Annotated in this window: 19 protein-coding genes and 1 pseudogene; 4 read left to right on the top strand and 16 right to left on the bottom strand. The window is 68.7% G+C overall.

Translation table 11 applies throughout. The features are described 5' to 3' along the window. The 11 genes and pseudogenes from VFW69_RS17625 to VFW69_RS17575 all read right to left on the bottom strand — a co-directional run. Positions 1 to 65, bottom strand: a 65-nt coding sequence (locus VFW69_RS17625) for a hypothetical protein (protein WP_526502926.1), incomplete at its 3' end; no start/stop codon positions are given. Between the two features lie 26 nt (positions 66 to 91). Beyond that, positions 92 to 586 carry an arginine repressor gene (locus tag VFW69_RS17620; RefSeq protein ID WP_526502918.1) on the bottom strand — a complete coding sequence of 165 codons (495 nt, stop codon included), beginning with the start codon at positions 584 to 586 and terminating at the stop codon, positions 92 to 94. Then, positions 583 to 1,509 (bottom strand): ornithine carbamoyltransferase, encoded by a 927-nt coding sequence (gene argF, locus VFW69_RS17615; RefSeq protein ID WP_526502916.1) that lies wholly within the window; start codon positions 1,507 to 1,509, stop codon positions 583 to 585. Before argF ends, VFW69_RS17620 begins: the two co-directional genes overlap by 4 nt. Then, positions 1,506 to 2,717, bottom strand: coding sequence for an acetylornithine transaminase (locus tag VFW69_RS17610; protein WP_526502914.1), 1,212 nt, complete (start codon positions 2,715 to 2,717; stop codon positions 1,506 to 1,508). The genes argF and VFW69_RS17610 overlap by 4 nt, the downstream gene beginning before the upstream one ends. A gap of 42 nt (positions 2,718 to 2,759) precedes the next feature. Beyond that, positions 2,760 to 3,647: an acetylglutamate kinase gene (gene argB, locus VFW69_RS17605; RefSeq protein WP_526502912.1), complete on the bottom strand. Its 888-nt coding sequence runs from the start codon at positions 3,645 to 3,647 to the stop codon at positions 2,760 to 2,762. Then, a complete protein-coding gene (gene argJ / locus VFW69_RS17600) occupies positions 3,644 to 4,858 on the bottom strand; it encodes a bifunctional glutamate N-acetyltransferase/amino-acid acetyltransferase ArgJ (RefSeq protein ID WP_526502910.1) in 1,215 nt (404 codons plus the stop codon). The genes argB and argJ overlap by 4 nt, the downstream gene beginning before the upstream one ends. A 52-nt stretch (positions 4,859 to 4,910) precedes the next feature. After that, a pseudogene (argC, locus tag VFW69_RS17595) lies at positions 4,911 to 5,970 on the bottom strand (N-acetyl-gamma-glutamyl-phosphate reductase). Between the two features lie 30 nt (positions 5,971 to 6,000). Beyond that, positions 6,001 to 8,523 (bottom strand): phenylalanine--tRNA ligase subunit beta, encoded by a 2,523-nt coding sequence (gene pheT / locus VFW69_RS17590; protein WP_526502908.1) that lies wholly within the window; start codon positions 8,521 to 8,523, stop codon positions 6,001 to 6,003. Continuing rightward, positions 8,523 to 9,566, bottom strand: coding sequence for a phenylalanine--tRNA ligase subunit alpha (gene pheS / locus VFW69_RS17585; RefSeq protein ID WP_526502906.1), 1,044 nt, complete (start codon positions 9,564 to 9,566; stop codon positions 8,523 to 8,525). The genes pheT and pheS overlap by 1 nt, the downstream gene beginning before the upstream one ends. Positions 9,567 to 9,713: 147 nt before the next feature. Continuing rightward, the gene (locus VFW69_RS17580; RefSeq protein WP_526502924.1) at positions 9,714 to 10,532 is read right to left on the bottom strand and encodes a rhomboid-like protein; all 819 of its coding nucleotides are present in this window, start codon (positions 10,530 to 10,532) and stop codon (positions 9,714 to 9,716) included. 9 nt (positions 10,533 to 10,541) lie between these two features. After that, positions 10,542 to 11,453: an adenylate/guanylate cyclase domain-containing protein gene (locus VFW69_RS17575; RefSeq protein WP_526502904.1), complete on the bottom strand. Its 912-nt coding sequence runs from the start codon at positions 11,451 to 11,453 to the stop codon at positions 10,542 to 10,544. 220 nt (positions 11,454 to 11,673) lie between these two features. Between VFW69_RS17575 and VFW69_RS17570 the strand changes: the two genes are divergently transcribed. Continuing rightward, entirely contained in the window at positions 11,674 to 12,741 is a 1,068-nt protein-coding gene (locus VFW69_RS17570; protein WP_526502922.1) for an oxygenase MpaB family protein, read from the top strand. Here VFW69_RS17570 and VFW69_RS17565 read toward each other — a convergent pair. The 4 genes from VFW69_RS17565 to infC all read right to left on the bottom strand — a co-directional run bounded on the left by VFW69_RS17565 (position 12,728) and on the right by infC (position 14,881). Beyond that, on the bottom strand, positions 12,728 to 13,528 hold the full coding sequence (locus tag VFW69_RS17565) for a TrmH family RNA methyltransferase (RefSeq protein ID WP_526502902.1): 801 nt from the start codon (positions 13,526 to 13,528) through the stop codon (positions 12,728 to 12,730). The genes VFW69_RS17570 and VFW69_RS17565 overlap by 14 nt on opposite strands. A 24-nt stretch (positions 13,529 to 13,552) precedes the next feature. Next, positions 13,553 to 13,948: a 50S ribosomal protein L20 gene (gene rplT, locus VFW69_RS17560; protein ID WP_526502900.1), complete on the bottom strand. Its 396-nt coding sequence runs from the start codon at positions 13,946 to 13,948 to the stop codon at positions 13,553 to 13,555. 80 nt (positions 13,949 to 14,028) lie between these two features. Continuing rightward, positions 14,029 to 14,223: a 50S ribosomal protein L35 gene (gene rpmI / locus VFW69_RS17555; protein WP_499983523.1), complete on the bottom strand. Its 195-nt coding sequence runs from the start codon at positions 14,221 to 14,223 to the stop codon at positions 14,029 to 14,031. Positions 14,224 to 14,272: 49 nt separating this feature from the next. Further along, positions 14,273 to 14,881 (bottom strand): translation initiation factor IF-3, encoded by a 609-nt coding sequence (gene infC, locus VFW69_RS17550; RefSeq protein WP_526502920.1) that lies wholly within the window; start codon positions 14,879 to 14,881, stop codon positions 14,273 to 14,275. Positions 14,882 to 15,338: 457 nt separating this feature from the next. Between infC and lysX the strand changes: the two genes are divergently transcribed. The 3 genes from lysX (at position 15,339) to VFW69_RS17535 (ending at position 20,730) form a co-directional block, all read left to right on the top strand. Further along, positions 15,339 to 18,680 carry a bifunctional lysylphosphatidylglycerol synthetase/lysine--tRNA ligase LysX gene (gene lysX, locus VFW69_RS17545; RefSeq protein ID WP_526502897.1) on the top strand — a complete coding sequence of 1,114 codons (3,342 nt, stop codon included), beginning with the start codon at positions 15,339 to 15,341 and terminating at the stop codon, positions 18,678 to 18,680. 78 nt (positions 18,681 to 18,758) lie between these two features. Further along, on the top strand, positions 18,759 to 20,243 hold the full coding sequence (locus VFW69_RS17540; RefSeq protein WP_526502895.1) for an alpha/beta hydrolase: 1,485 nt from the start codon (positions 18,759 to 18,761) through the stop codon (positions 20,241 to 20,243). A 238-nt stretch (positions 20,244 to 20,481) separates the two neighbouring features. Continuing rightward, positions 20,482 to 20,730 (top strand): hypothetical protein, encoded by a 249-nt coding sequence (locus tag VFW69_RS17535; protein ID WP_526502893.1) that lies wholly within the window; start codon positions 20,482 to 20,484, stop codon positions 20,728 to 20,730. A 7-nt stretch (positions 20,731 to 20,737) separates the two neighbouring features. Here the strand turns inward: VFW69_RS17535 and VFW69_RS17530 are convergent. Further along, the coding region (locus tag VFW69_RS17530) for a hypothetical protein (RefSeq protein ID WP_526502891.1) at positions 20,738 to 20,947 on the bottom strand (210 nt) is incomplete at its 5' end.

Here is a 20,947-nt window from a genome sequence, read left to right as displayed (position 1 = left end):
ATCCAGCTGATCGCCACCGATGTGTCAAGACCGCCGGAATACGCCAAGATGACGCGTTCGGACATGTGACCAATCTCCTTGTCTAACTGCCTTATTGCAGGTTCTCCATGGTGGTGGCCAGTTCAGCGCCGGTCATCGGCTCACGCGCCACCACCAGGATGGTGTCGTCGCCGGCGATGGTGCCGACCACATACGGCAGTGCAGCGCGGTCGATCGCGCTGGCCAGATAGTGCGCCGCGCCGGGCGGGGTGCGCAGCACCGCGAGGTTGGCGCTGGCGTCGGCCGACACCAGCAGTTCGCTCAGCAGCCGGGACAGCCTTGCGGTGCCGCCGGATACCCCGCGCACCGGGTTGCCGTCCTCGGGGACCATGTAGACGCCGACGCCACCGTCGGCGCCGCGCAGCTTCACCGCGCCCAGCTCTTCCAGGTCCCGCGACAGGGTGGCCTGGGTGACGTCGATGCCGTCGTCGGCCAGCAGCGAGGCCAGTTCGCTTTGGCTGCGCACCTCGGCCGACGACAGGATGGCCACGATGCGCGCCTGCCGGCCGGCCCGGGTGGTTTCGGGTGTGGTTTTCGACCTAGTCAACGGCGCCACTCCAGCAGCCACGCCAGCAGCGCTTTTTGGGCGTGCAACCGGTTTTCGGCCTCGTCCCAGACCACGCTGGCCGGCCCGTCCATCACCTCGTCGGTGATCTCGTCGCCGCGGTGAGCCGGAAGACAGTGCAGCACAATGGCTTCCGGGTCGGCCAGGGACAGCAGGCGGGCGTTGATCTGGTAGGCCCGAAACGGCGTGAGGCGGTCCAGCCCGTCGCCCTCCTGCCCCATCGACGTCCAGGTGTCGGTGACCAGGACGTCGGCGCCGCGCGCGGCCGCGTCGGCGTCGGCGGTGACGGTGACCGAGGCTCCGGTGTCCTCGGCGCGCCGCCGGGCCGCCGTCACGAACGCCGGGTCGGGGGCGAAGCCGTCCGGGGCCGCGACGGTGAGGTGAATGCCGGCCGTGACGCCACCGAGCATCAGCGAGTGGGCCATGTTGTTGGCGCCGTCACCGAAATAGGTCATCCGCAAACCGGTCAGCGAGCCCTTGCGTTCGGCGATGGTCTGCAGATCGGCGAGCACCTGGCAGGGATGGAATTCGTCGGAGAGCGCGTTGACCACCGGCACCGTCGCGGTCGCGGCCATCGCCTCGAGACGCTCCTGGCCGAACGTCCGCCAGACGATGGCCTCGACGTAGCGCGATAGCACCCGGGCGGTGTCCTCGAGGGTTTCGTCGCGGCCCAGCTGGGTGCTGCGGGCGTCGACGACGACGGCGTGCCCGCCGAGCTGGGCGATACCCACCTCGAACGAGAACCGGGTGCGGGTGGAGTTCTTGTCGAACAGGACCGCGACCCCGCGCGGGCCCTCCAGCGGACGGGCGCGCAGCGGGTCCTTCTTCAATTCGGTCGCCAGCTGCAGCACCTCGGCCTGCTCGGCGGGCGACAGGTCGTCGTCGCGAAGGAAGTGGCGAGTCATGCTGCGGCTCCGGCGGATTCATCGAGTATGCCCGGCAGCGCCGCGACGAAGCCGTCGACCTGGGCTTCGGTGATGATCAGCGGCGGCGCCAGCCGGAGGACATCAGGCGCGGCCGCGTTGACCAGGAACCCGGCGCGGCGTGCGGCCGCCTCGGCGCCCTTGGCGTGCGGCGCTGTGAGCGCCACGCCGCAGAGCAGCCCCCGGCCGCGCACGTGGTCGATCAGCGGGTGGGCATGCGCCTCGATGCCGCGGCGCAACGACTTACCCAGCGCCTCGGCGTGCCGGACCAGGTTCTCATCGGCCAGCACCCGCAGCACCGCGAGCGCCGCCGCCGCGCAGATCGGGTTGCCGCCGAAGGTGCTGCCGTGCAGGCCGGGGGTCATCAGGTCTGCAGCCGGGCCGATGGCCAGGCAGGCGCCGATGGGCAGACCGCCGCCGAGCCCCTTGGCCAGCGTCACCACGTCCGGGGTGATGCCGTCATGCTGATGGGCGAAAAACGTTCCGGTGCGGCCCATCCCGGTCTGTACCTCGTCGAGCACCAGCAGCGCCCCGTGCCGCGCGGTGATGTCGCGTGCGGCGACGAGGTATCCCTCGGGCGGGACGACGACGCCGCTCTCCCCCATGATCGGTTCCAAAAACACGGCGGCAGTGGCGTCGTTGACCGCGGCGGCCAGTGCGTCCGTGTCGCCGTACGGCACGTGAGTGACGTCGCCGGGCAGCGGCGCGAACGGCGCCTGCTTGCTCGGCTGACCGGTCAGCGCCAGCGAACCCATGGTTCGGCCGTGGAAAGCCTCTTGTGCGGCAACCAGTTTGGTGCGTCCGGTGAGCCGTGACAGCTTGAACGCCACCTCATTGGCCTCGGTTCCGGAGTTGCAGAAGAACACCCGCGCCGCGGTGCCGGATTCGTTACCGGCGCCCAGCAGGGCGACGAGCTCTTCGGCGAGTGCGACACTCGGTTCGGTGACATACAGATTGGAGGTGTGGCCCAGCGTCGACATCTGGTGGGTGACCGCCTCGATGATCGCGGGGTGGCGGTGGCCCAGGACGTTGACCGCGATGCCGCCGAGCAGGTCGAGGTAGGTCTTCCCGTCCACATCGGTGACCACGGCGCCGTCGCCGCTCGCCAAAGCCATCGGCGGGGTGCCGTAGTTGTCCATCATCACGGCTTCCCACCGCTGCTTAATGGCGTCGGTGCGGGTTTTAGCCAATGGTGACGCTCCTCTTCATCGCTGCGCTCTGTGTCGTCGCCGTCACACGCCCACCACCTTGGTTCCGGTGCCCGCGTCGGTGAAAAGCTCCACCAGCACACAGTGTTCGACCCTCCCGTCGATGACGTGCGCGCTCGGCACGCCCGCGGACACTGCGCGCAGACAGGCCTCGACTTTGGGGATCATGCCCGCTTCCAGCGTGGGTAGCAGTTGCGACAATGTGGCAGTATCGATTTCGCTCACCAGCGAACCGCGGTCGGGCCAGCTCGTGTACAGGCCTTCGACATCGGTGAGCATCAACAGCTTCTCGGCGCACAGCGCTTCGGCCAGCGCCGCGGCGGCGGTGTCGGCGTTGATGTTGTGCACCACGCCTTCGGCATCCGGCGCCAGCGTCGACACCACCGGAATACGCCGTGCGGCAATCAGATCCAGCACCGCGGCGGTGCTGACCCGTTCGACGTCGCCGACCAGGCCGATGTCGGTGGCCACGCCGTCCACGGTGACTCTGCGCCGCACGGCGGTGAACAGCTGGGCGTCCTCGCCGGTGATGCCGACGGCATACGGTCCGTGCGCGTTGATCAGGTTGACCAGTTCGCGGCCGACTTGGCCGAACAACACCATCCGCGCCACGTCGAGCACCTCCGGTGTGGTGACCCGGAATCCGCCCTTGAAGTCCCCGGGGATGCCGAGCCTGCGCAGCATCGCGCTGATCTGGGGGCCGCCGCCGTGCACCACCACGGGATGGATGCCGCAGTTGCGCAGGAAAGCCATGTCGGCGGCGAAGGCGTGCCGCAGCGTGTCGTCGGTCATGGCGTTGCCGCCGTATTTGATGACGACGATCTTGCCGTGCAGCTGCTTGAGCCAGGGCAGGGCTTCGGCGAGCACCTGCGCCTTGACCGCGGTGGGCAGCGCTTCGGTCGAGGAGCTCATGAGCTGTACGCCGAATTCTCTTCGACGTAGCCGTGCGACAGGTCGGTGGTCCGCACGGTGACCCGGCCGTCACCGAGCCCCAGATCGACCGTGATGTCGATGTCGGGTCCCGAGAGGTCCACCGCACGCGCACCCGGCGCTCCGGTCCCGTGGGAGAAGACCGCAAAGTCGTTGAATGACACAGTAATCCGGTCTGGATCCAGGGCGATGGGCGCGATGCCGACGGCGGCCAGCACCCGGCCCCAGTTGGGGTCCGAGCCGAACACCGCCGTCTTGACCAGAGAGTCGCGGGCAATTGTCCGGGCGGCGACCAGGGCGTCGTCCTCGGAGACTGCCCCCTGCACGGTGACATTGACCCGCTTGGTGACGCCCTCGGCGTCGGCCTGCAGCTGGGCGCACAGGTCGTCGCAGACCTGCAGCACGGCCTCGTCGAGGTCGGCCTGGCTGGGCGCGATTCCGCTGGCCCCCGAAGTGAGCAGCAGCACTGTGTCGTTGGTCGAGCAGGCGCCGTCGATGTCGAGCCGGTCAAAGGTGCGGGTGCTGGCGTGGCGCAGTGCGGAGTCCAGCGCCGCGGCGTCGACGGCCGCGTCGGTGGTGAGCACGCACAGCATCGTTGCCAGTGACGGTGCGAGCATGCCGGCGCCCTTGGCCATTCCGCCGACCGTCCAGTTGCCCGGATGGTGCAGCGCAACCTGTTTGGGCACGGTATCGGTGGTCATGATCGCCTGGGCCGCCTCGTCGCCGCCGGACAGGCCGCCGGCCATCTCCTGCACGACCGTGCGCACCCCGGCGAGCACGGTGTCCATCGGCAACCGGTCACCGATCAACCCCGTCGAGCACACCGCGACCTCGATGGCGCCGGTCTCGGTTCCCCAGTCCGACAACGCGGCCGCGACGGCTTCTGCGGTGGCGTGTGTGTCCTGGAATCCGCCCGGTCCGGTGCAGGCGTTGGCGCCGCCGGAGTTGAGGATCACCGCGCGCAGCGCGCCGGTGCTCAGCACCTGCTGGCTCCACAGCACCGGCGCGGCTTTGACCTTGTTGCGGGTGAACACCCCGGCCGCCGCGTAGTCGGGTCCTTCGTTGAAGACCAAGGCCAGGTCGCGATTGCCCGAGGCCTTGATCCCGGCGGCGATGCCGGCGGCCCGGAATCCGGCCGGCGCGGTGACGCCTTGTTCGCGCAGCAACCGCGCTTGCGCGGCGGCCCGCGTCATAGCGCCACTCCTCCGATCCCGGCTACGCCGGCATCATCGTCGCCGGGGCGCGTCACGGCGCCACCCCGATCACCGAAAGGCCGTCTGTCTCCGGCCAACCCAACGCCAGGTTCATCGACTGCACGGCGGCGCCGGCCGTTCCCTTGACCAGGTTGTCGATCGCGGCGATCGCCACGAACGTGTTCGCCGCCTCGTCGACCGCGACGGCGATGTGCGCAGCGTTGCTGCCGATCACGGCCCCGGTGCGGGGCAGTTGCCCTTCGGGCATCAGGTAGATGAAAGGTTCTGAGTGGTAGGCCTTTTCGTAGGCTTCCCGTAGCTGCGGCAGCGGCGTGCGGGTGCGCGCGGTGCACGTCGCCAGGATGCCGCGCGACGTCGGGATGAGCACCGGGGTGAATGACACGGTGACGTCGCGACCGGTGACCGCGCCCAGGCCCTGAGCGATCTCGGGGGTGTGCCTATGCGCCCCGGCGATGTTGTAGGCCCGCGCCGAGCCGATGACCTCCGCGCCCAGCAGGTCGGTCTTGGCGGCGCGGCCGGCCCCGGAGGTGCCGCTGACGGCGACGACGGTGACGGCGGGCTCGATGAGGTCCTCGGCCACCGCCGGCAGCAATGCCAGCAGCGCCGCGGTCGGGTAGCAGCCCGGGACCGCGATGCGGCGGGTGCCGCGCAGCCGCTCGCGCGCACCGGGGAGCTCCGGCAACCCGTACGGCCAGCTGCCGGCGTGAGGCGATCCGTAGAACCGCTCCCATGCGGAGGAGTCGGTGAGCCGGAAATCGGCGCCGCAGTCGATGATCAGAGTGTCGGGGCCGAGCTGTTCGGCCAGCGCAGCCGAGTGGCCGTGCGGCAAGGCCAGGAACACCACCTCGTGGCCGGCGAGCACGTCGAGCTCGGTCGGTTCGACCACGCGCTGGGCCAGCGGTGTCAGGTGCGGGTGGTGCTCACCGAGCGTGCTGCCGGCGCTGGCGGCCGCGGTCACCGCGCCTATCGTGAGACGCCCGTGCGCGTAGGCGGGGTGCCCGAGCAGCAGGCGTAGGATTTCACCGCCGGCGTAGCCGCTGGCACCGGCAACCGCCACCTTCATCCCGTCGGCCATTCCGCCGATTCTGCATGGTTATGCAGTGGTTTGCAAATCCATTCCACTAGGCGCGTAGCTCCGCGCCGACCGCCTCGGCGGCGCGGCGGACCGCGGCGTCGCGGGCCGCGGTGGCGTCGTCCTCGGTGAGCGTGCGGTCGGGTGCGCGGAACCGCAGCGCGAAGGTCAGCGATTTGCGGTCCTCGCCGATCTGCGGGCCGGTGAACACGTCGAACAATTGAAGGTCTTCGAGCAGCTCGCCGGCGCCCTCGCGTACCGCGTCGGCCACCGCCTGAGCCGGTACGTGTGCGGGCACCACCAGGCTGACGTCCTGGAAGACGGCCGGGAACGGCGACACCCGGGGCGCGGGCAGCGTCAGCGGGATGGGCATCGCGTCCAGATTCATCTCGAGGGCGCAGGTGCCCTTGGGCAGCCCGGAGCGCTCGATCACCGCGGGATGCAGCTGGCCCGCATAACCCACCGGGGTGTCCCCGACGAGCACTTCGGCGCACCGCCCCGGATGCCACGGCAGGCACTGCGCCGCGCGCAACCGCACGTCGATACCGCTGGCGCGGGCGATGATGCGCACCGCCTCGAACGCGTCGGCAGCCTCGGCGCGGCGGCCGGGACCCCAGGGTCCGCGGTGCTCGCGCAGGCCGGTCAGCACCGCCGCCACGTGCTCCGGTTGCCGCGGCAACGACGCGTCGAGCGCAGCGATCTCGGCATCGGTGGGCCGGCGGTCGACGGGAATGAGCTCCGCCGCGCGGGTTTCCGCCGTCGGCAGGACCACCTGCGCCAGGGCATACAGCGAGATGTCGACCAGGCCACGAGAGACGTTGCGCACCAAGGCTTCCAGCAGTGCGGGCAACAGCGTGGTGGCCAGCTGCGGACGGTCGGCTTCCAGCGGGTTGAGCACCTTGGTGGTCGTGCGCCGCGGGTCGTCGGCCGCCAAGCCCCACAGGTCGAACACGCCGGCAGGCAAAAACGGAGTCGGCAAGATCTCGACGTAACCGGACTGGGCCAGGGACTTGCCGATGGCGCGGCGGCGCTTTTGCACGGCGGACAGGCCCCGGCCGGCAGGCGCCGACGGCAACACCGATGGGATGAGTTCCAGCCCCTCGAGCCGCAGCACCTCCTCGACGAGGTCGGCGGGCTGCACGAGGTCGGGCCGCCAGCTGGGCGGGGTCACCGTCAGCACCACTCCCCGGTGCCCCTCCTTTAGGCCCGCCACGTCGGCGCCGATCTGGGTGAGCCGCTTAACGATCGTGCCCGAGGCATAGCCCACCCCGGCGACGCGATCCGGCAGGTCGACGGCGATCTCGATGGGCGACCCAGCCCAGTCGGCGGCCGAGGTGCCGACTGGCGGGTCACCGCGCCAATCGGTCAGGCCGTCGGAGACCGCCCCGCCCGCGATGTCGGCGAGCAGCGCGGCGCACCGGTCCAGCGCGACCACCGAGATCGCCGGATCCACTCCCCGCTCGTAGCGGCGGGCGGCTTCGCTGGGCAAGTGCAGCCTGCGCTGGGTGCGCGAGACGGCCGCGGGGTCCCAGACCGCGGCCTCGAGCAGCACGTCGGTCGAATCGGCGCGCACCTCCGTGCTCGCCGCGCCCATCACGCCGCCGATCGCGGTGGTCGCCGTGTCGTCGACGATGAGGACGTCGGCCGGCTCGAGTTTGCGCTCGACGCCGTCGAGGGTCACGACGGTCTCGCCGGGCCGGGCGAACCGCACGCCGAAGCTTCCGGTGATCCGTTTGCGATCGTGGGCATGCATGGGGTGACCGAGTTCGAGCATCACGTAGTTGGTCACGTCGACCGGCGGGGAGGCCGCGCGGATGCCGGACAACAGCAGCCGGCGCTGCAGCCACCACGGCGACACGGCCGCGGGGTCGATGCCGATGACCGGGCGCAGCGCGAACCGCCGCACCCCGGTGCCGGGCTGCACGGTCAGCGGCCACGCCTCGCCGTTGACCGGCAGCACCTTGACCACCTCGCTGCCGGCCGGATCGACGTAGTTCAGGTCGTAGGCGCAGGCGACCTCACGGGCCAAGCCGCGCAGCGACATGCAGTAGCCGCGGTCGGGCGTGATCGCCAGGTGGAAGATCACGTCGTCGAGTCCCAGCACCCCCACGCCGTCGGCTCCCGGGTCGGCGGTGCCCGGCGGCAGCACCAGGATCCCGGATTGGTCGGTGCCCAGGCCGAGTTCTGCTGCCGAGCAGATCATTCCGTCGGAGTTGCGACCGTAGGTCTTTCGGGCGGTGATGGTGAAGTCGCCGGGCAACGTGGTGCCGGGAAGCGCCGCAACGATGAGGTCCCCTACAGCGAAGTTGGTTGCGCCGCAGACGATTTCGTGGTCGTTGCCCTCGCCCACGTCGACGTGGCAGAACCGGATCGGCTTTTTGAAACCGGGGAGTTCTTCGATGGCGGTGACCCGGCCCACGGTCAGCGGGCCCTCGACCGGCCCGAGGGTGGCGACCTCTTCGACCTCGTGGCCGATGCGCACCAGCGTCTGCTCGAGCTCCGCGGGGGCGACGTCCCAATCCGGCGCGCCTGCCGCCACGATCTCACGTAGCCAGCTGTACGGAACGCGCATCAGGCACCCACCCCGAACGGCAGCGAGAAGCGGACGTCGCCCTCGACCATGTCGCGCATGTCCGGAATCCCGTTGCGGAACTGCAGCGTCCGTTCCAGCCCCATGCCGAATGCGAAGCCGGAGTAGACATCCGGGTCAATTCCGGTGGCGCGCAACACGTTTGGATGCACCATCCCGCAGCCGCCCCACTCCACCCAGCCGGCGCCGCCCTTCTTGCCGACGAACCATACGTCGACCTCGGCGGACGGTTCGGTGAACGGGAAGAAGTGCGGCCGGATCCGGGTGCGCGCCTCGGGACCGAACTCGGAGCGCGCGAACGCATCCAGCGTTCCCCGCAGCTGCGCCATGGTCAGGCCGCGGTCCACCGCCAGGCCCTCGACCTGGTGGAATACCGGCGTGTGGGTGGCGTCAAGTTCGTCGGTGCGAAACGTGCGGCCGATCGAGACGATGTAGACGGGCAGCTCGCGGGCGAGCAGGGTGCGCACCTGCACCGGCGAGGTGTGGGTGCGCAGCAGTTGCCGGGAATCGTCGGGCGCGATGTAGAAGGTGTCCTGTTCGCTGCGGGCGGGGTGGTCGGACGGGAAGTTGAGCGCGTCGAAGTTGAACTGCTCGGTCTCGACCTCGGGGCCCTCCACCAGTTCCCAACCCATGGCGATGAAGGTGTCGGCGATGTGTTCGGCCAGGATCGTGATCGGGTGCCGGGCGCCGGTCGGTTGCCGCGTCGAGGGCAGCGTGACGTCGATGCCTTCGGCGACCAGCACCGCGGCGTCGCGTTCGGCGCGCAGGGCCGCGAGTCGCTCGTCGTAGCCTTGCTGGGCTTCGGTTCGGGCGGCGTTGACCCGCTTGCCGGCGTCGGCACGCTCGTCCTTGGGGACCCCACCCAGCGCCTGGCGCGCCAGCGCCAGCGGTGAGCGGTCACCGAGATGCTCGGTTTTGACGCGCGTTAGCGTGTCGAGATCGCCTGCACGCGTGAACGCCCGCCGGGCTGCGCTGACCGCTTGGGCCAGGGCTTCCGGCGACAGGTCGACGGGTTGATCACCCACGCGGCGACACTCTCCTTGGCTGTTGGTTGGCTGCAAGTTGCCCAGCGGCAAGTGCTGATCATAGTGATCCGACGCGTGGCGCCCGGCGGGCGCTGGGCAGTTGAGCGGCCAGCGCCGCCCAAGCACAGCGGCCGGCGGTGGAGTGGCTTAGCCGACGCCGGCTGGCTGCGGGTCGGCCGGCGTGTCGCCAACCTCGAGCGGCATGGCCCGAAGGCGTCGACCGCCGGCCAACTTCGCCAGCTGGTAGGCGACGAACGCGCCGACGAGGCCGAACACCGGTGTCGCCGCCAGGGTCCCCCAGTGGTGGGCCAGCACCAGGAATCCGAAGCCCGACGACGCCGCCAGCATCAGGTAACGCGCCGGCGTCCAGTGGATCGGGTGCCGGAACCGGGCGGACACCAGCACGCCGAGGATCACGGCGACGGTGTGACCGGCATCGGTGAAATCACCGCCGACGACCGCCGAAACGATGCCCGCCGAGACCCACCAGCCGACCCAGGCGGCCCGCCAGCGGGCGGGAATCACGGCCGTCATCGCGCCGAGAACGGCCAGGGCGCCGTAGCTCATTCCAACGTCGCTGGCCCGGGTGATCGACAAAGGCAACCAGCCGAACTCGACCGACGCGGCCAGCGCGGCGGTCACCAGCAGCGTCGCACCGATGTGGCCGACAAAGAAGGCCACCACCAGCCGAATGGTGCGCAGGTGAAGCTCGGCCAACGCCAGCAGGCAGGTCAGGAAGGGCAGCCAGAAGTAGAGCGGGCCGGCGTCGACCACCAGCGCGCTGCCCAGCAGCGTTCCCAGGTGGCCGTGGGCCAGGTTGTGCACGTTGGTGCTGGCGCGCTGGACGATGACGTCATGCGCGTGCGGGCCGAGGGCCAGGATGGCGCAACTGATACCAAGCAGCAGCGCCGCGTACCCCAGCGTGAATTGGACCCGGGCCAGCCGGGAAACGATGCCACCTAACATTGACATCCATTATTGCTGCGGTTCTGCTTCAGCTGTGTCATCAGGGCCTGACAACTCCTTAAGAGTCTTGAGGCGATAAATCGCCAAATCGTCGGGAATGCCGGCGGGCTTCGGCGCGAAGACCGGCTTCCTCGTGCGTTTGGCCTCGACGCCCAACGCGTCCAACTCGCTTTGCGGTATGAGATCCAACGTTGAACTCGACACCATGATTCCACCCTTGGTGGCTCTTTCCATAACTCGTGCGGCGATATTCACATCGACGCCAAGCCAGTCGGCCGCCAGCCGCTGCGGTCGCCCGGTGTGGATCCCGACCCGCATCCGGGGGGTGTGACCTGCCACTTCGACCGATTTCAGCGCCTCCTTGGCGGCCAGCACCGCCCGCATGGCGACAGTCGGATCGCCGAATACCGCCATGAGGCCGTCGCCCATTCGTTTGACGATGTGTCCGCCGGCGTCGAGCAGCGGTGGCTCGAGGGCCCGCGCCACCTGCCGGAGCAGCGCGAGGGCCGCGTCGTCGCCGGCCTGCAGGGCCCATGTCGAGAAGCCGACCAGGTCAGTGAAGACCAGCGTCACCTCCGGATTGGCCGGCCGGCGCGACACCCCCTCGGTCAGCGCCTGCCACAGCTGCAGCACCCCGAGGCTGACCTCGCGGGACACCGCGTCGCCGTCCCCCAGCAGCCGATCGGCCGCGCGCGCCGCGGCGCGCGGACCGCCGTCGCCCGCGGTGGACAGCGGATCGCCGAACTCGGGGTCGCCGGGCAGCAGTCGGCGCGCACGCCGGATGAACGCCACCGCCCCGGGACTGCGGTTGCGGCTGTGCAGCCATTGAGTCGCGCTGTGTACCGGAGAGCGGTGCGGAGCGGATTGCGCCTGGGTCTCGTCGGGCTCACCCCGGTCCAGATCGCGCCGCGCGAGTTCCACCTGGCCAGGTTATTTGCTTTCGTTCCAGGCAGGCAACGACAGTGCCGGGCAGTTCCACCCTATGTGTCACATCTCGCAGCAAAGCGCCTGATCACGGTGGCGCCACACCGATGTGGAAGCTCGATAACACCAACGCGAACACGCCCCGAAATAGTAGACAACGTGCGTTGTCAAAGTTATCGTGAGCCAACTGGAGCAGGAGGCCGCGATGACTGGCACTGTGAACACTTGCGGTTCGGAATCCGCTGATCCGCTCGGCCCAGATTCCCTGACCTGGAAGTATTTTGGCGATCTGCGCACCGGAATGATGGGTGTCTGGATCGGAGCAATCCAGAACATGTACCCCGAACTCGGCGCGGCCGTCGAGGAGCATTCGATCCTGCTGCGGGAGCCGTTGCAGCGGGTCGCCCGTTCGGTCTACCCGATCATGGGCGTGGTCTACGACGGTGACCGGGCATCGCAGACCGGCCGGCAGATCACCAACTACCACCACACCATCAAGGGAACTGACCCCGCCGGGCGGCGCTATCACGCGCTCAACCCGGCGACCTTCTACTGGGCGCACGCCACGTTTTTCATGCTGATCGTCAAGGTGGCCGAGTACTTCTGCGGCGGCCTGACCGAGGCCGAGAAGCGCCAGCTGTTCGCGGAGCACGTGCAGTGGTACCGGATGTACGGGGTGAGCATGCGGCCGGTACCCGAATCGTGGGAGGAATTTCAGGAGTACTGGGAGCGCACCGGCCGCGACACCCTGGAAATCAACCGGGCGACGCTGGACATCTTCCAGATGCGAATCCCGAAGCCGAAATTCGTGTTGATGCCGCAACCCATCTGGGACCAGCTCTTCAAACCGCTGGTCGCCGGCCAGCGCTGGATCGCGGCCGGACTCTTCGAACCCGCGGTGCGCGAGAAGGCCGGCATGCACTGGACCCCGGGCGACGAGGTGTTGCTGCGACTGTTCGGCAAGGTCGTCGAACTCGCTTTCCTGGCGGTGCCCGACGAGATCCGGCTGCACCCGCGGGCGCTGGCCGCCTATCGCCGGGCCGAGGGACGGCTGCCCAGCGACGCCCCGCTGGTCGAGGCCCCGCCGTTCATGGCGCCGCCGCGCGACCGCCGCGGGCTGCCGATGCATTACTTTCCCCCACCGCCCAGGTCGCCACTCGACCCCGCACTGCAACCCGCCCGGGCTTTGATGGAACGCGCAGGATCCCTGGTGCATACGACGCTGTCGCTGGCCGGGCTGCGCGCGGGGCTGGGCCGGCCGAAACGGCCGGCTAGGGCCGCGTAGGCAGGCCCAGCGCCCGCGCGCTCTGATACAGACAGATGGCCGCGGCCGACGCCACATTCAGGCTCTCCGCGCCGCCGGCCATGGGGATGCGCATCCGGTGGTCCGCCGCCGCCGCGATTTCGATTGGCAGACCATGTGATTCGGGGCCGAACAGCCACGCCGTCGGTGCGCCGAGCAATTCGGTGGCCTCGTCGAGCCGCGTCTCACCGTCCACTGTGGTGGCGAGCAGTCGCAGGCCCGCCGCGCGCAATGCGTCGAGGGCGGCGAGCGTGTCGGGCGCGACGGCGACCGGTAGCGAGAAGATGCTGCCGGCCGACGCGCGCAAGCACTTGCCGTTGTACGGGTCGACGCTGTGGCCGCCCAGGATCACGCCCGCCGCGCCCATCGCATCGGCGAGGCGAATGAGGGTGCCCGCGTTGCCCGGCTCGCTGATTTCGACGGCGACCGCGACCAGCGCAGGCGTGCCGGCCAACACGTCCTGAAGCCGGGTCGCCGGCGTTTCGCATACGGCGACCAGTCCGGCCGGTGTGACGGTGTCGGACAGCGCTTTCGCCGCGCGCTCAGTGACCGGGTGCACCGGGCATCGCGCGGAATCCAGAGTCGCCAGCAGCGACGCATGCCGCTGCTGGGCGACTTCGGTGACAAAGACTTCGCGAACCAGGCCGCCGCGGGCGGCGGCCTGGACGAGGTTGGGGCCTTCGGCGAGGAATCGACCCGCCCGCCGGCGGCCGACGTGGCGGTGCAACTTGATCGCCGCGGCGACCCTGGCCGAACGTTCGGTCAGCACCTGGCCGGTCCGCGCCGTCTCGGGTTAGGCCGCTTCTCCCGAATCCGAGGGAGCGTTGACATCATCGGGCAGGGCCGCACGCGCGATGTCGACCAGCGCCGTGAAGGCGGCCGGGTCGGCGATCGCGATGTCGGACAGGTTCTTACGGTCCACTTCCACACCGGCGGCCTTGAGGCCCTGGATCAGCCGGTTGTAGGTGATGTCATTGGCGCGTGCCGCCGCGTTGATGCGCGAGATCCACAGTTTGCGGAACTCGCCCTTGCGCGCACGACGGTCGCGGTAGGCGTAGTTCAGTGAATGAAGTTGCTGCTCTTTGGCCTTGCGGTAGAGCCGGGATCGCTGGCCGCGATAGCCCTTCGAGGCCTTCAGGATGCTGCGCCTCTTTTTGTGGGCGTTGACCGCCCGCTTCACGCGTGCCATTGGATGTTCCTACTCTCGTTCAAAATTAGTTGGTCGGGTCGCCGTGCCAGCTCGCCATGCGGGTCTGGCCGGCGCGGTGGTCAGCCGTTCAGCAGGCTGTTAATACGCTTGGTGTCGTTGGCCGACACAGTCGTTCGGCCGTCGAGGCGGCGGGTCCGCTTGGTCGGCTTGTGCTCGAGCAGATGCCGACGGTTGGCCTGCTGGCGAACGATCTTGCCGGTTCCGGTGCGCCGGAACCGCTTTGACGCCCCGCTGTGGGTCTTGGCTTTGGGCATGTTTCCTCTGTTCTATGGAGTACTCGAGCTCTCGGGAGTCTCGCGTGGGTCAGTTCGCCGAAGGTTCGGCTTCGGCGGCCGCATCGTCGTCCGATGCCGCGCCGCCCCCGGGTCCTTCCGGATGCCGCGCCTTGGCGCGAGTCTTCGCGCCGCGATGCGGTGCCAGCACCATCGTCATGTTGCGGCCGTCCTGCTTGGCGGACGTTTCGACGAAGCCGTATTCGGCCACGTCCGCACCCAGGCGCTGGAGCAACCGATAGCCCAGTTCGGGCCGCGACTGCTCACGTCCGCGGAACATGATGGTGACCTTCACCTTCGATCCCGCTTCCAGGAAGCGGATGACATGACCTTTTTTGGTCTCGTAGTCGTGATCGTCGATCTTCGGTCGCAGCTTTTGTTCTTTGACGACGGTCTGCTGCTGGTTCCGGCGGGATTCGCGCGCCTTCTGCGCCGCTTCGTATTTGAACTTGCCGTAGTCCATGATCTTGCAGACCGGTGGTCTGGCGTTGGGGGCAACTTCGACGAGGTCGAGATCGGCGTCCGCAGCGACGCGCAGTGCGTCCTCGATGCGCACTATGCCTACCTGCTCTCCCCCTGGGCCGATCAATCGGACTTCAGGTACGCGAATGCGCTCGTTGACGCGGGTCTCAGTGCTGATGGGGCCTCCCTTGTTGGGCTTCTCTATGTCCTGCGGTGACGACCGCCTGGGTCGGTCCCGGGAATCAGCGGCGGAGACACCACACCACTAGCAAAAAAGCCCTGCACAAGCAGGGCCCAATGCCGACCGATCACGGCTGGAAACTACTCAAGCCGCCCGCGTTGCCCGCGGAACAGGCATCCGCGATGCCTGTGACCGGACCGCCGAACCTTGGAAGATCCGCACAGGGATTTCATCGGCTCGCGGTGGGAGTGGGACTCCACTTAACTGTTCCTGGCATTCGCCGGGATGGTCGCAGGCGCCAGTTTAGCAGCCTTGAGGTGGCTTTTAGCACTTCGGCCGGACGACCGGGCTGCAACGGGCCGCAACCCGGCCCGAAAACATGTCCAAACTCGTGCCCGCCACACTGAGCGCTTCGACAAGCTTTTCACGGATTGAGCGCATATCCTCGCGGTCTGTGACACTCGCATCGCCTCGTTCGGGACCGCGTGTGGGGCCCGGCGGCCGGTCGAACTCGCGGTATCGCTGGGTGCCGGCGGCGGCTGGGTGGACCGTCGGCGTCATCGCCACCGTGTCACTGCTCGGGAGCGTGTCCCCGCTGATCAGGTACCTGATCAAAGTGCCGCGGGAGTTCATCAACGACTATCTGTTCAACTTCCCGGACACCAGCATCGCGTGGTCGTTCATCCTGGCCCTGCTGGCCGCGGCCCTGACCGCGCGTAAGCGCATCGCCTGGCTGCTGTTGCTGGCCAACATGATTCTGGCCGCGGCGCTCAACGCCGCCGACATCGCTGCGGGCGACAACACCGCCGCCCAGATCTTCGGCGAGAACCTCGGGTTCGCCCTACACATCGTGGCGATCGTCCTGCTGGTGTTGGCCTACCGGGAGTTCTGGGCCAAGGTCCGCAAGGGAGCACTCGTCAAGGCGGCCGCGGTGCTGGTCGCCGGCGACGTGGTGGGGATCCTGCTGTCCTGGGGTCTGGTCGAGTTGTTCCCGGGGACCCTTGCCCGCCCGGACCGGTTGCCGTATGTGGCCAACCGGGTGGTCGGGTTCGCGCTGGCGGATCCGGATCTGTTCACCGGACGGCCGCACGTGTTCCTCAACGCGATCTTCGGTTTGTTCGGTGCGCTGGCGCTGATCTTGGCGACGATCGTGCTTTTTCAATCCCAGCGCGCGGAGAACGCGCTGACCGGTGAGGACGAATCGGCGATTCGCGGGCTGCTCGAGCTCTACGGCAAGAACGACTCGTTGGGCTACTTCGCCACCCGCCGCGACAAGTCGGTGGTCTTCGCCCAGAGCGGGCGCTCCGCCATCACCTACCGGGTCGAGATCGGCGTCTGCCTGGCCAGCGGCGACCCGATCGGTGATCCCAGGGCCTGGCCGCAGGCCGTCGACGCCTGGTTGGGTCTGTGCCAGACCTACGGCTGGGCACCCGGTGTGATGGGCGCCAGCACCCAGGGGGCGCGGGCGTATCGCGAAGGCGGTCTGAACGCGCTCGAGCTCGGCGACGAAGCCATCCTGCGGACATCCGATTTCAAGCTGTCCGGTCCCGACATGCGCGGGGTACGTCAGGCCGTAACCCGGGCCCGTCGGGCGGGGTTGACCGTGCGGATCCGGCGACACCGCGACATCGCCGCCGACGCGATGGCCGACACCATCGCCCGCGCAGACGCCTGGCGGGACACCCAGACCGAGCGTGGCTTTTCCATGGCGCTGGGCCGGCTCGGTGACCCCGCCGACGGCGACTGCCTGCTAGTCGAAGCGCTGGACCGCGACGACAGTGTCGTGGCGATGCTGTCGCTGGTTCCGTGGGGCACCACCGGCGTCTCCCTGGACTTGATGCGCCGTTCGCCGCAGTCCCCCAACGGCACCATCGAGCTGATGGTCAGCGACCTGGCGCTCAACGCCGAAGCCCTTGGCATCACCCGTATTTCACTGAACTTTGCGATGTTCCGCTCGGCGTTCGAACAGGGTGCCCAGCTCGGCGCCGGGCCGGTCGCCCGGCTGTGGCGGGGACTGCTGCTGTTCTTCTCGCGGTGGTGGCAGCTGGAGACCCTGTACCGCTCGAACATGAAGTACCAACCGGATTGGGTGCCGCGCTACGCCTGCTACGAGGACGCCCGCCTGATCCCGCGGGTGGGCGTTGCTTCGGCGCTCGCCGAGGGATTCCTGGCGTTCCCGTTCGGCCGTCGCAAGACGCACACCGGCCATTACCCCGCCGTCCCGCAGCGATTGGCGGAATCCGGACTCCTACATCACGATGGCAGCGCCCCGGACGTCAGCGGGCTGCGGGAGCGCCGCGAGTCCGCCGACGAGGAGGAATTCAGGTCTCGTCTGCCCGAACAGGTTCGCGTGCGGCTGGCCAAGCTGAAGATATTGCGGCGCGACGGCGTCGACGCGTATCCGGTCGGAGCTCCGCCCAGCCACACCGTGGCGAAGGCGCTCGACGCACACGACCAGGACGAGATCACCGTCTCGGGCAGGATTTTGCGGATCCGCGACTACGGCGGGGTGCTGTTCGCCCAGCTGCGTGACTGGTCGGGGGAAATGCAAGTGCTGCTGGACAATTCGCAGCTTCAGCGGGGACGGACCGCCGACTTCACCGCGGCCATCGACCTGGGCGACCTGGTCGAGGTGTCCGGGCACATGGGCTTTTCCAAGAAGGGAAGCCGCTCGCTGATCGTCGCCGACTGGCGGATGATCGGTAAGTGCCTGCGGCCGTTGCCGAACAAGTGGAAGGGGCTGACCGACCCGGAGGCGCGGGTGCGGAGCCGCTACGTCGACCTGGCCGTCAATCCCGAGTCGCGTGAGTTGATCAAGGCGCGCAGCGAGGTGTTGCGCTCGGTCAGGCAGACGCTGTTCGCCAAGGACTTCATCGAGGTCGAGACCCCGATCCTGCAGCAGATCCACGGGGGAGCCACCGCCCGGCCCTTCGTCACGCACATCAACACCTACGACCTTGACCTGTTCCTGCGCATCGCGCCGGAGCTCTACCTGAAGCGGCTGTGTGTGGGCGGCGTGGAGCGAGTCTTCGAATTGGGCCGAGCCTTCCGCAACGAGGGTGTCGACTTCAGCCACAACCCGGAATTCACCCTGCTGGAGGCCTACCAGGCCCACGCCGACTACAAGGTGTGGATCGACGGCTGTCGTGAGCTCATCCAGAACGCCGCCAAAGCCGCGCACGGCGAGCAGGTAGTGATGCGGCACGGCGCCGCCGGGGCCGACGGCCGGCTGGAACCGGTCGACATCTCCGGGGTCTGGGCGGTAAAGACCGTCCATGACGCCGTGTCCGAAGCGCTCGGCGAGCGCATCGACTCGGCCACGTCGCTGCCCGTCCTGCGTAAGCTGTCCGATGCCGCGCACGTTCCGTATCGGGCACATTGGGATGCCGGCGCGGTGGTGCTGGAACTGTACGAGCACCTGGTCGAGGACCGGACCGAAGACCCGACGTTCTACATCGACTTTCCGACATCGGTGTCCCCCCTGACTCGGCCGCACCGCAGCGAGCCCGGCGTCGCCGAGCGGTGGGACCTGGTGGCGTGGGGTATCGAGCTGGCCACCGCCTACAGCGAGCTGACCGATCCGGTCGAGCAGCGGCGGCGTCTGCAAGAGCAGTCGCTGTTAGCTGCCGGCGGGGATCCCGAGGCAATGGAGCTCGACGAAGACTTCCTGCAGGCGATGGAATACGCGATGCCGCCCACCGGCGGGCTGGGGATGGGCATCGATCGGCTCGTCATGCTCATAACGGGCCGCAGCATCCGCGAAACCTTGCCATTTCCGCTGGCCAAGCCGCATTAGCGGAGGCCCCCAACCGTTCAGAAAGCCCAAAGCGAACATTCGGCAAATATGTTCCGGGCAGGTTACCGATAGATCACAATGAGTCACGTGACAGCCACGATGGACAGCGCGCCCGCGCAGCTCCTGGCAAGTAGCCACACCTCGCTTATGCACGGCTGGGTGCCGACGACGATCCAGGTGTTCGCCGCGGTGGTGCTGACGTCGGCGGTCGGCTGGCGGTCGCGCCGTTGGCGCACGGTGTGGTTGCCGGCCGCCGCGCTGAGCGGCGGGGTCGCGGCCTACCTGACGCACTGGTACATCGTCGACCGCGGGCTCTCCGATGACCCCGCCCCGGCGGCCCTGTGGATTTGGATCACGCTGACGGGCATGGCGGCGGCGGTCCTGCTCCTGGGCTGGCGCACCGCGCGCCGCTGGCGGCGTGGCGCCGCGGTGCTGGCCGTACCCCTGTGCCTGCTCAGCACGTCGCTCATGCTCAACCTCTGGGTGGGCTACTTCCCTACCGTGCAGTCGGCGTGGAGCCAGCTGACGTCGGGTCCGCTGCCCGATCAGACCGATCAGGCGACGGTTACCGCCATGGCCGCCAAGGGAACCCGACCACCGCACGGCACCGTGGTACCGGTGGCGATCCCGTCGGACGGATCGCACTTCAAACACCGGGGCGAGCTGGTCTACCTGCCGCCCGAGTGGTTCACCACCACCCCACCGCCGCCGCTGCCGACCGTGATGATGATCGGCGGCCAGTTCAACACGCCGGCGGACTGGACGCGTGCGGGCAACGCCGTCAAGACGATCGACGACTTCGCGGCCGCGCACGACGGCAAGGCGCCGGTGTTGGTGTTCGTGGATTCCGGCGGCGCGTTCAACAACGACACCGAATGCGTCAACGGGGTTCGGGGCAACGCGGCCGACCACCTGACCAAAGATGTTGTGCCTTTCATGGTTTCGACTTTCGGCGTCAGCCCGCAGCGGGCCAACTGGGGCGTCACGGGCTGGTCGATGGGCGGGACCTGCGCCGTGGATCTGACCGTCATGCACCCCGATCTGTTCAGCGCGTTCGTCGACGTCGCCGGCGATTTCTTTCCCAATGCCGGCAATAAGGCCCAAACCATCGCCAGGCTGTTCGGCGGAAACGCCGACGCCTGGGCGGCTTTCGATCCGACCACGGTGATCAACCGGCACGGGCCCTACCGTGACGTGGCCGGCTGGTTCGCGATTTCGTCCGACGGCCCGCCGGCCCCACGGCGTGACCTCCAGCTGACCGACAGCGGCGCCATCCGCGTCGCCGGACGCGACGCGGCCGCCAATCCGGGCAATCAGACCGCTGCGGCCTATTCGCTCTGTGCGCTCGGCCGCTCCAACGGAATCGACTGCGCGGTGGTGCCGCAGCCGGGCAAGCACGACTGGCCGTTCGCGGACCGCGTGTTCGCGACTTCGCTGCCCTGGCTCGCCGGGGAGCTGGGCACCCCGGGGATTCCGCGCACGCCGTTGCCCGCCGCGTCCGCGCCGGTCGCCGCCACCCCGGTGGTCGTTCCCGCCGAGCACTCCAACACCGCCAAGCGATAGCGCCTGTGTGGTCCGTCGCGCGCGTTCGGCGTGCGGTCTTCGCGCGGCACTGCCATCCGTGGAGCGCCTGGACCCGATGGGCGAGCACACCACTGATCCTGGTCCCGATCTGGACGCGGCGACGGGCACATGCGGTGTGGTTCGATATTTCGAGCGTCAGTCGCGCTAGGGCCCACCGTCACGGGGGTCACCTCGGAGCCCGCGATATTGCGATCAGCCCTGGCAGTACCGTGACGGCATGCCCGACGAAGACTCCGCTTCCAGCTCCACCGGCCCCGGCCCGGAATACGACGACGCCGATGTGCCGACCTTTGAATCGGTGCGCGACCAGATCGAGACCCGCTACGCCACCGCGCAAGGCGCCGCCGAACTCGACGCGGAATCACCCGAGGGCCGATCGGTCGACGAACAGTACGACGAACGCCAGCGCGCGGCGGCCGAGCGACTGGCCCAGATCCGGGAGTCGATGCGGCCCGAGGAGGGTTGATCCAGGCTCAGGCGGTGACTTTGCGACGCCGGTTCGATCGTCGCGGAGCACTGGATGTTTCGGGGATGCGGCCGATCACCTCGGCGAGAAACTTCCCGGTGTAGCTCTCCGGCACCGCCGCGACGTCCTCCGGTGTGCCTTCCGCGACAACCGTTCCGCCCTCGGCGCCGCCTTCCGGCCCCATGTCGACGATCCAGTCCGAGGTCTTGATCACGTC

This window comes from Mycobacterium sp., assembly GCF_036273375.1.
Taxonomy (GTDB): Bacteria; Actinomycetota; Actinomycetes; order Mycobacteriales; family Mycobacteriaceae; genus Mycobacterium.
The sequence above is the reverse complement of the archived record's forward strand: the minus strand, read 5'-3'. Positions and strand labels throughout refer to the sequence as shown.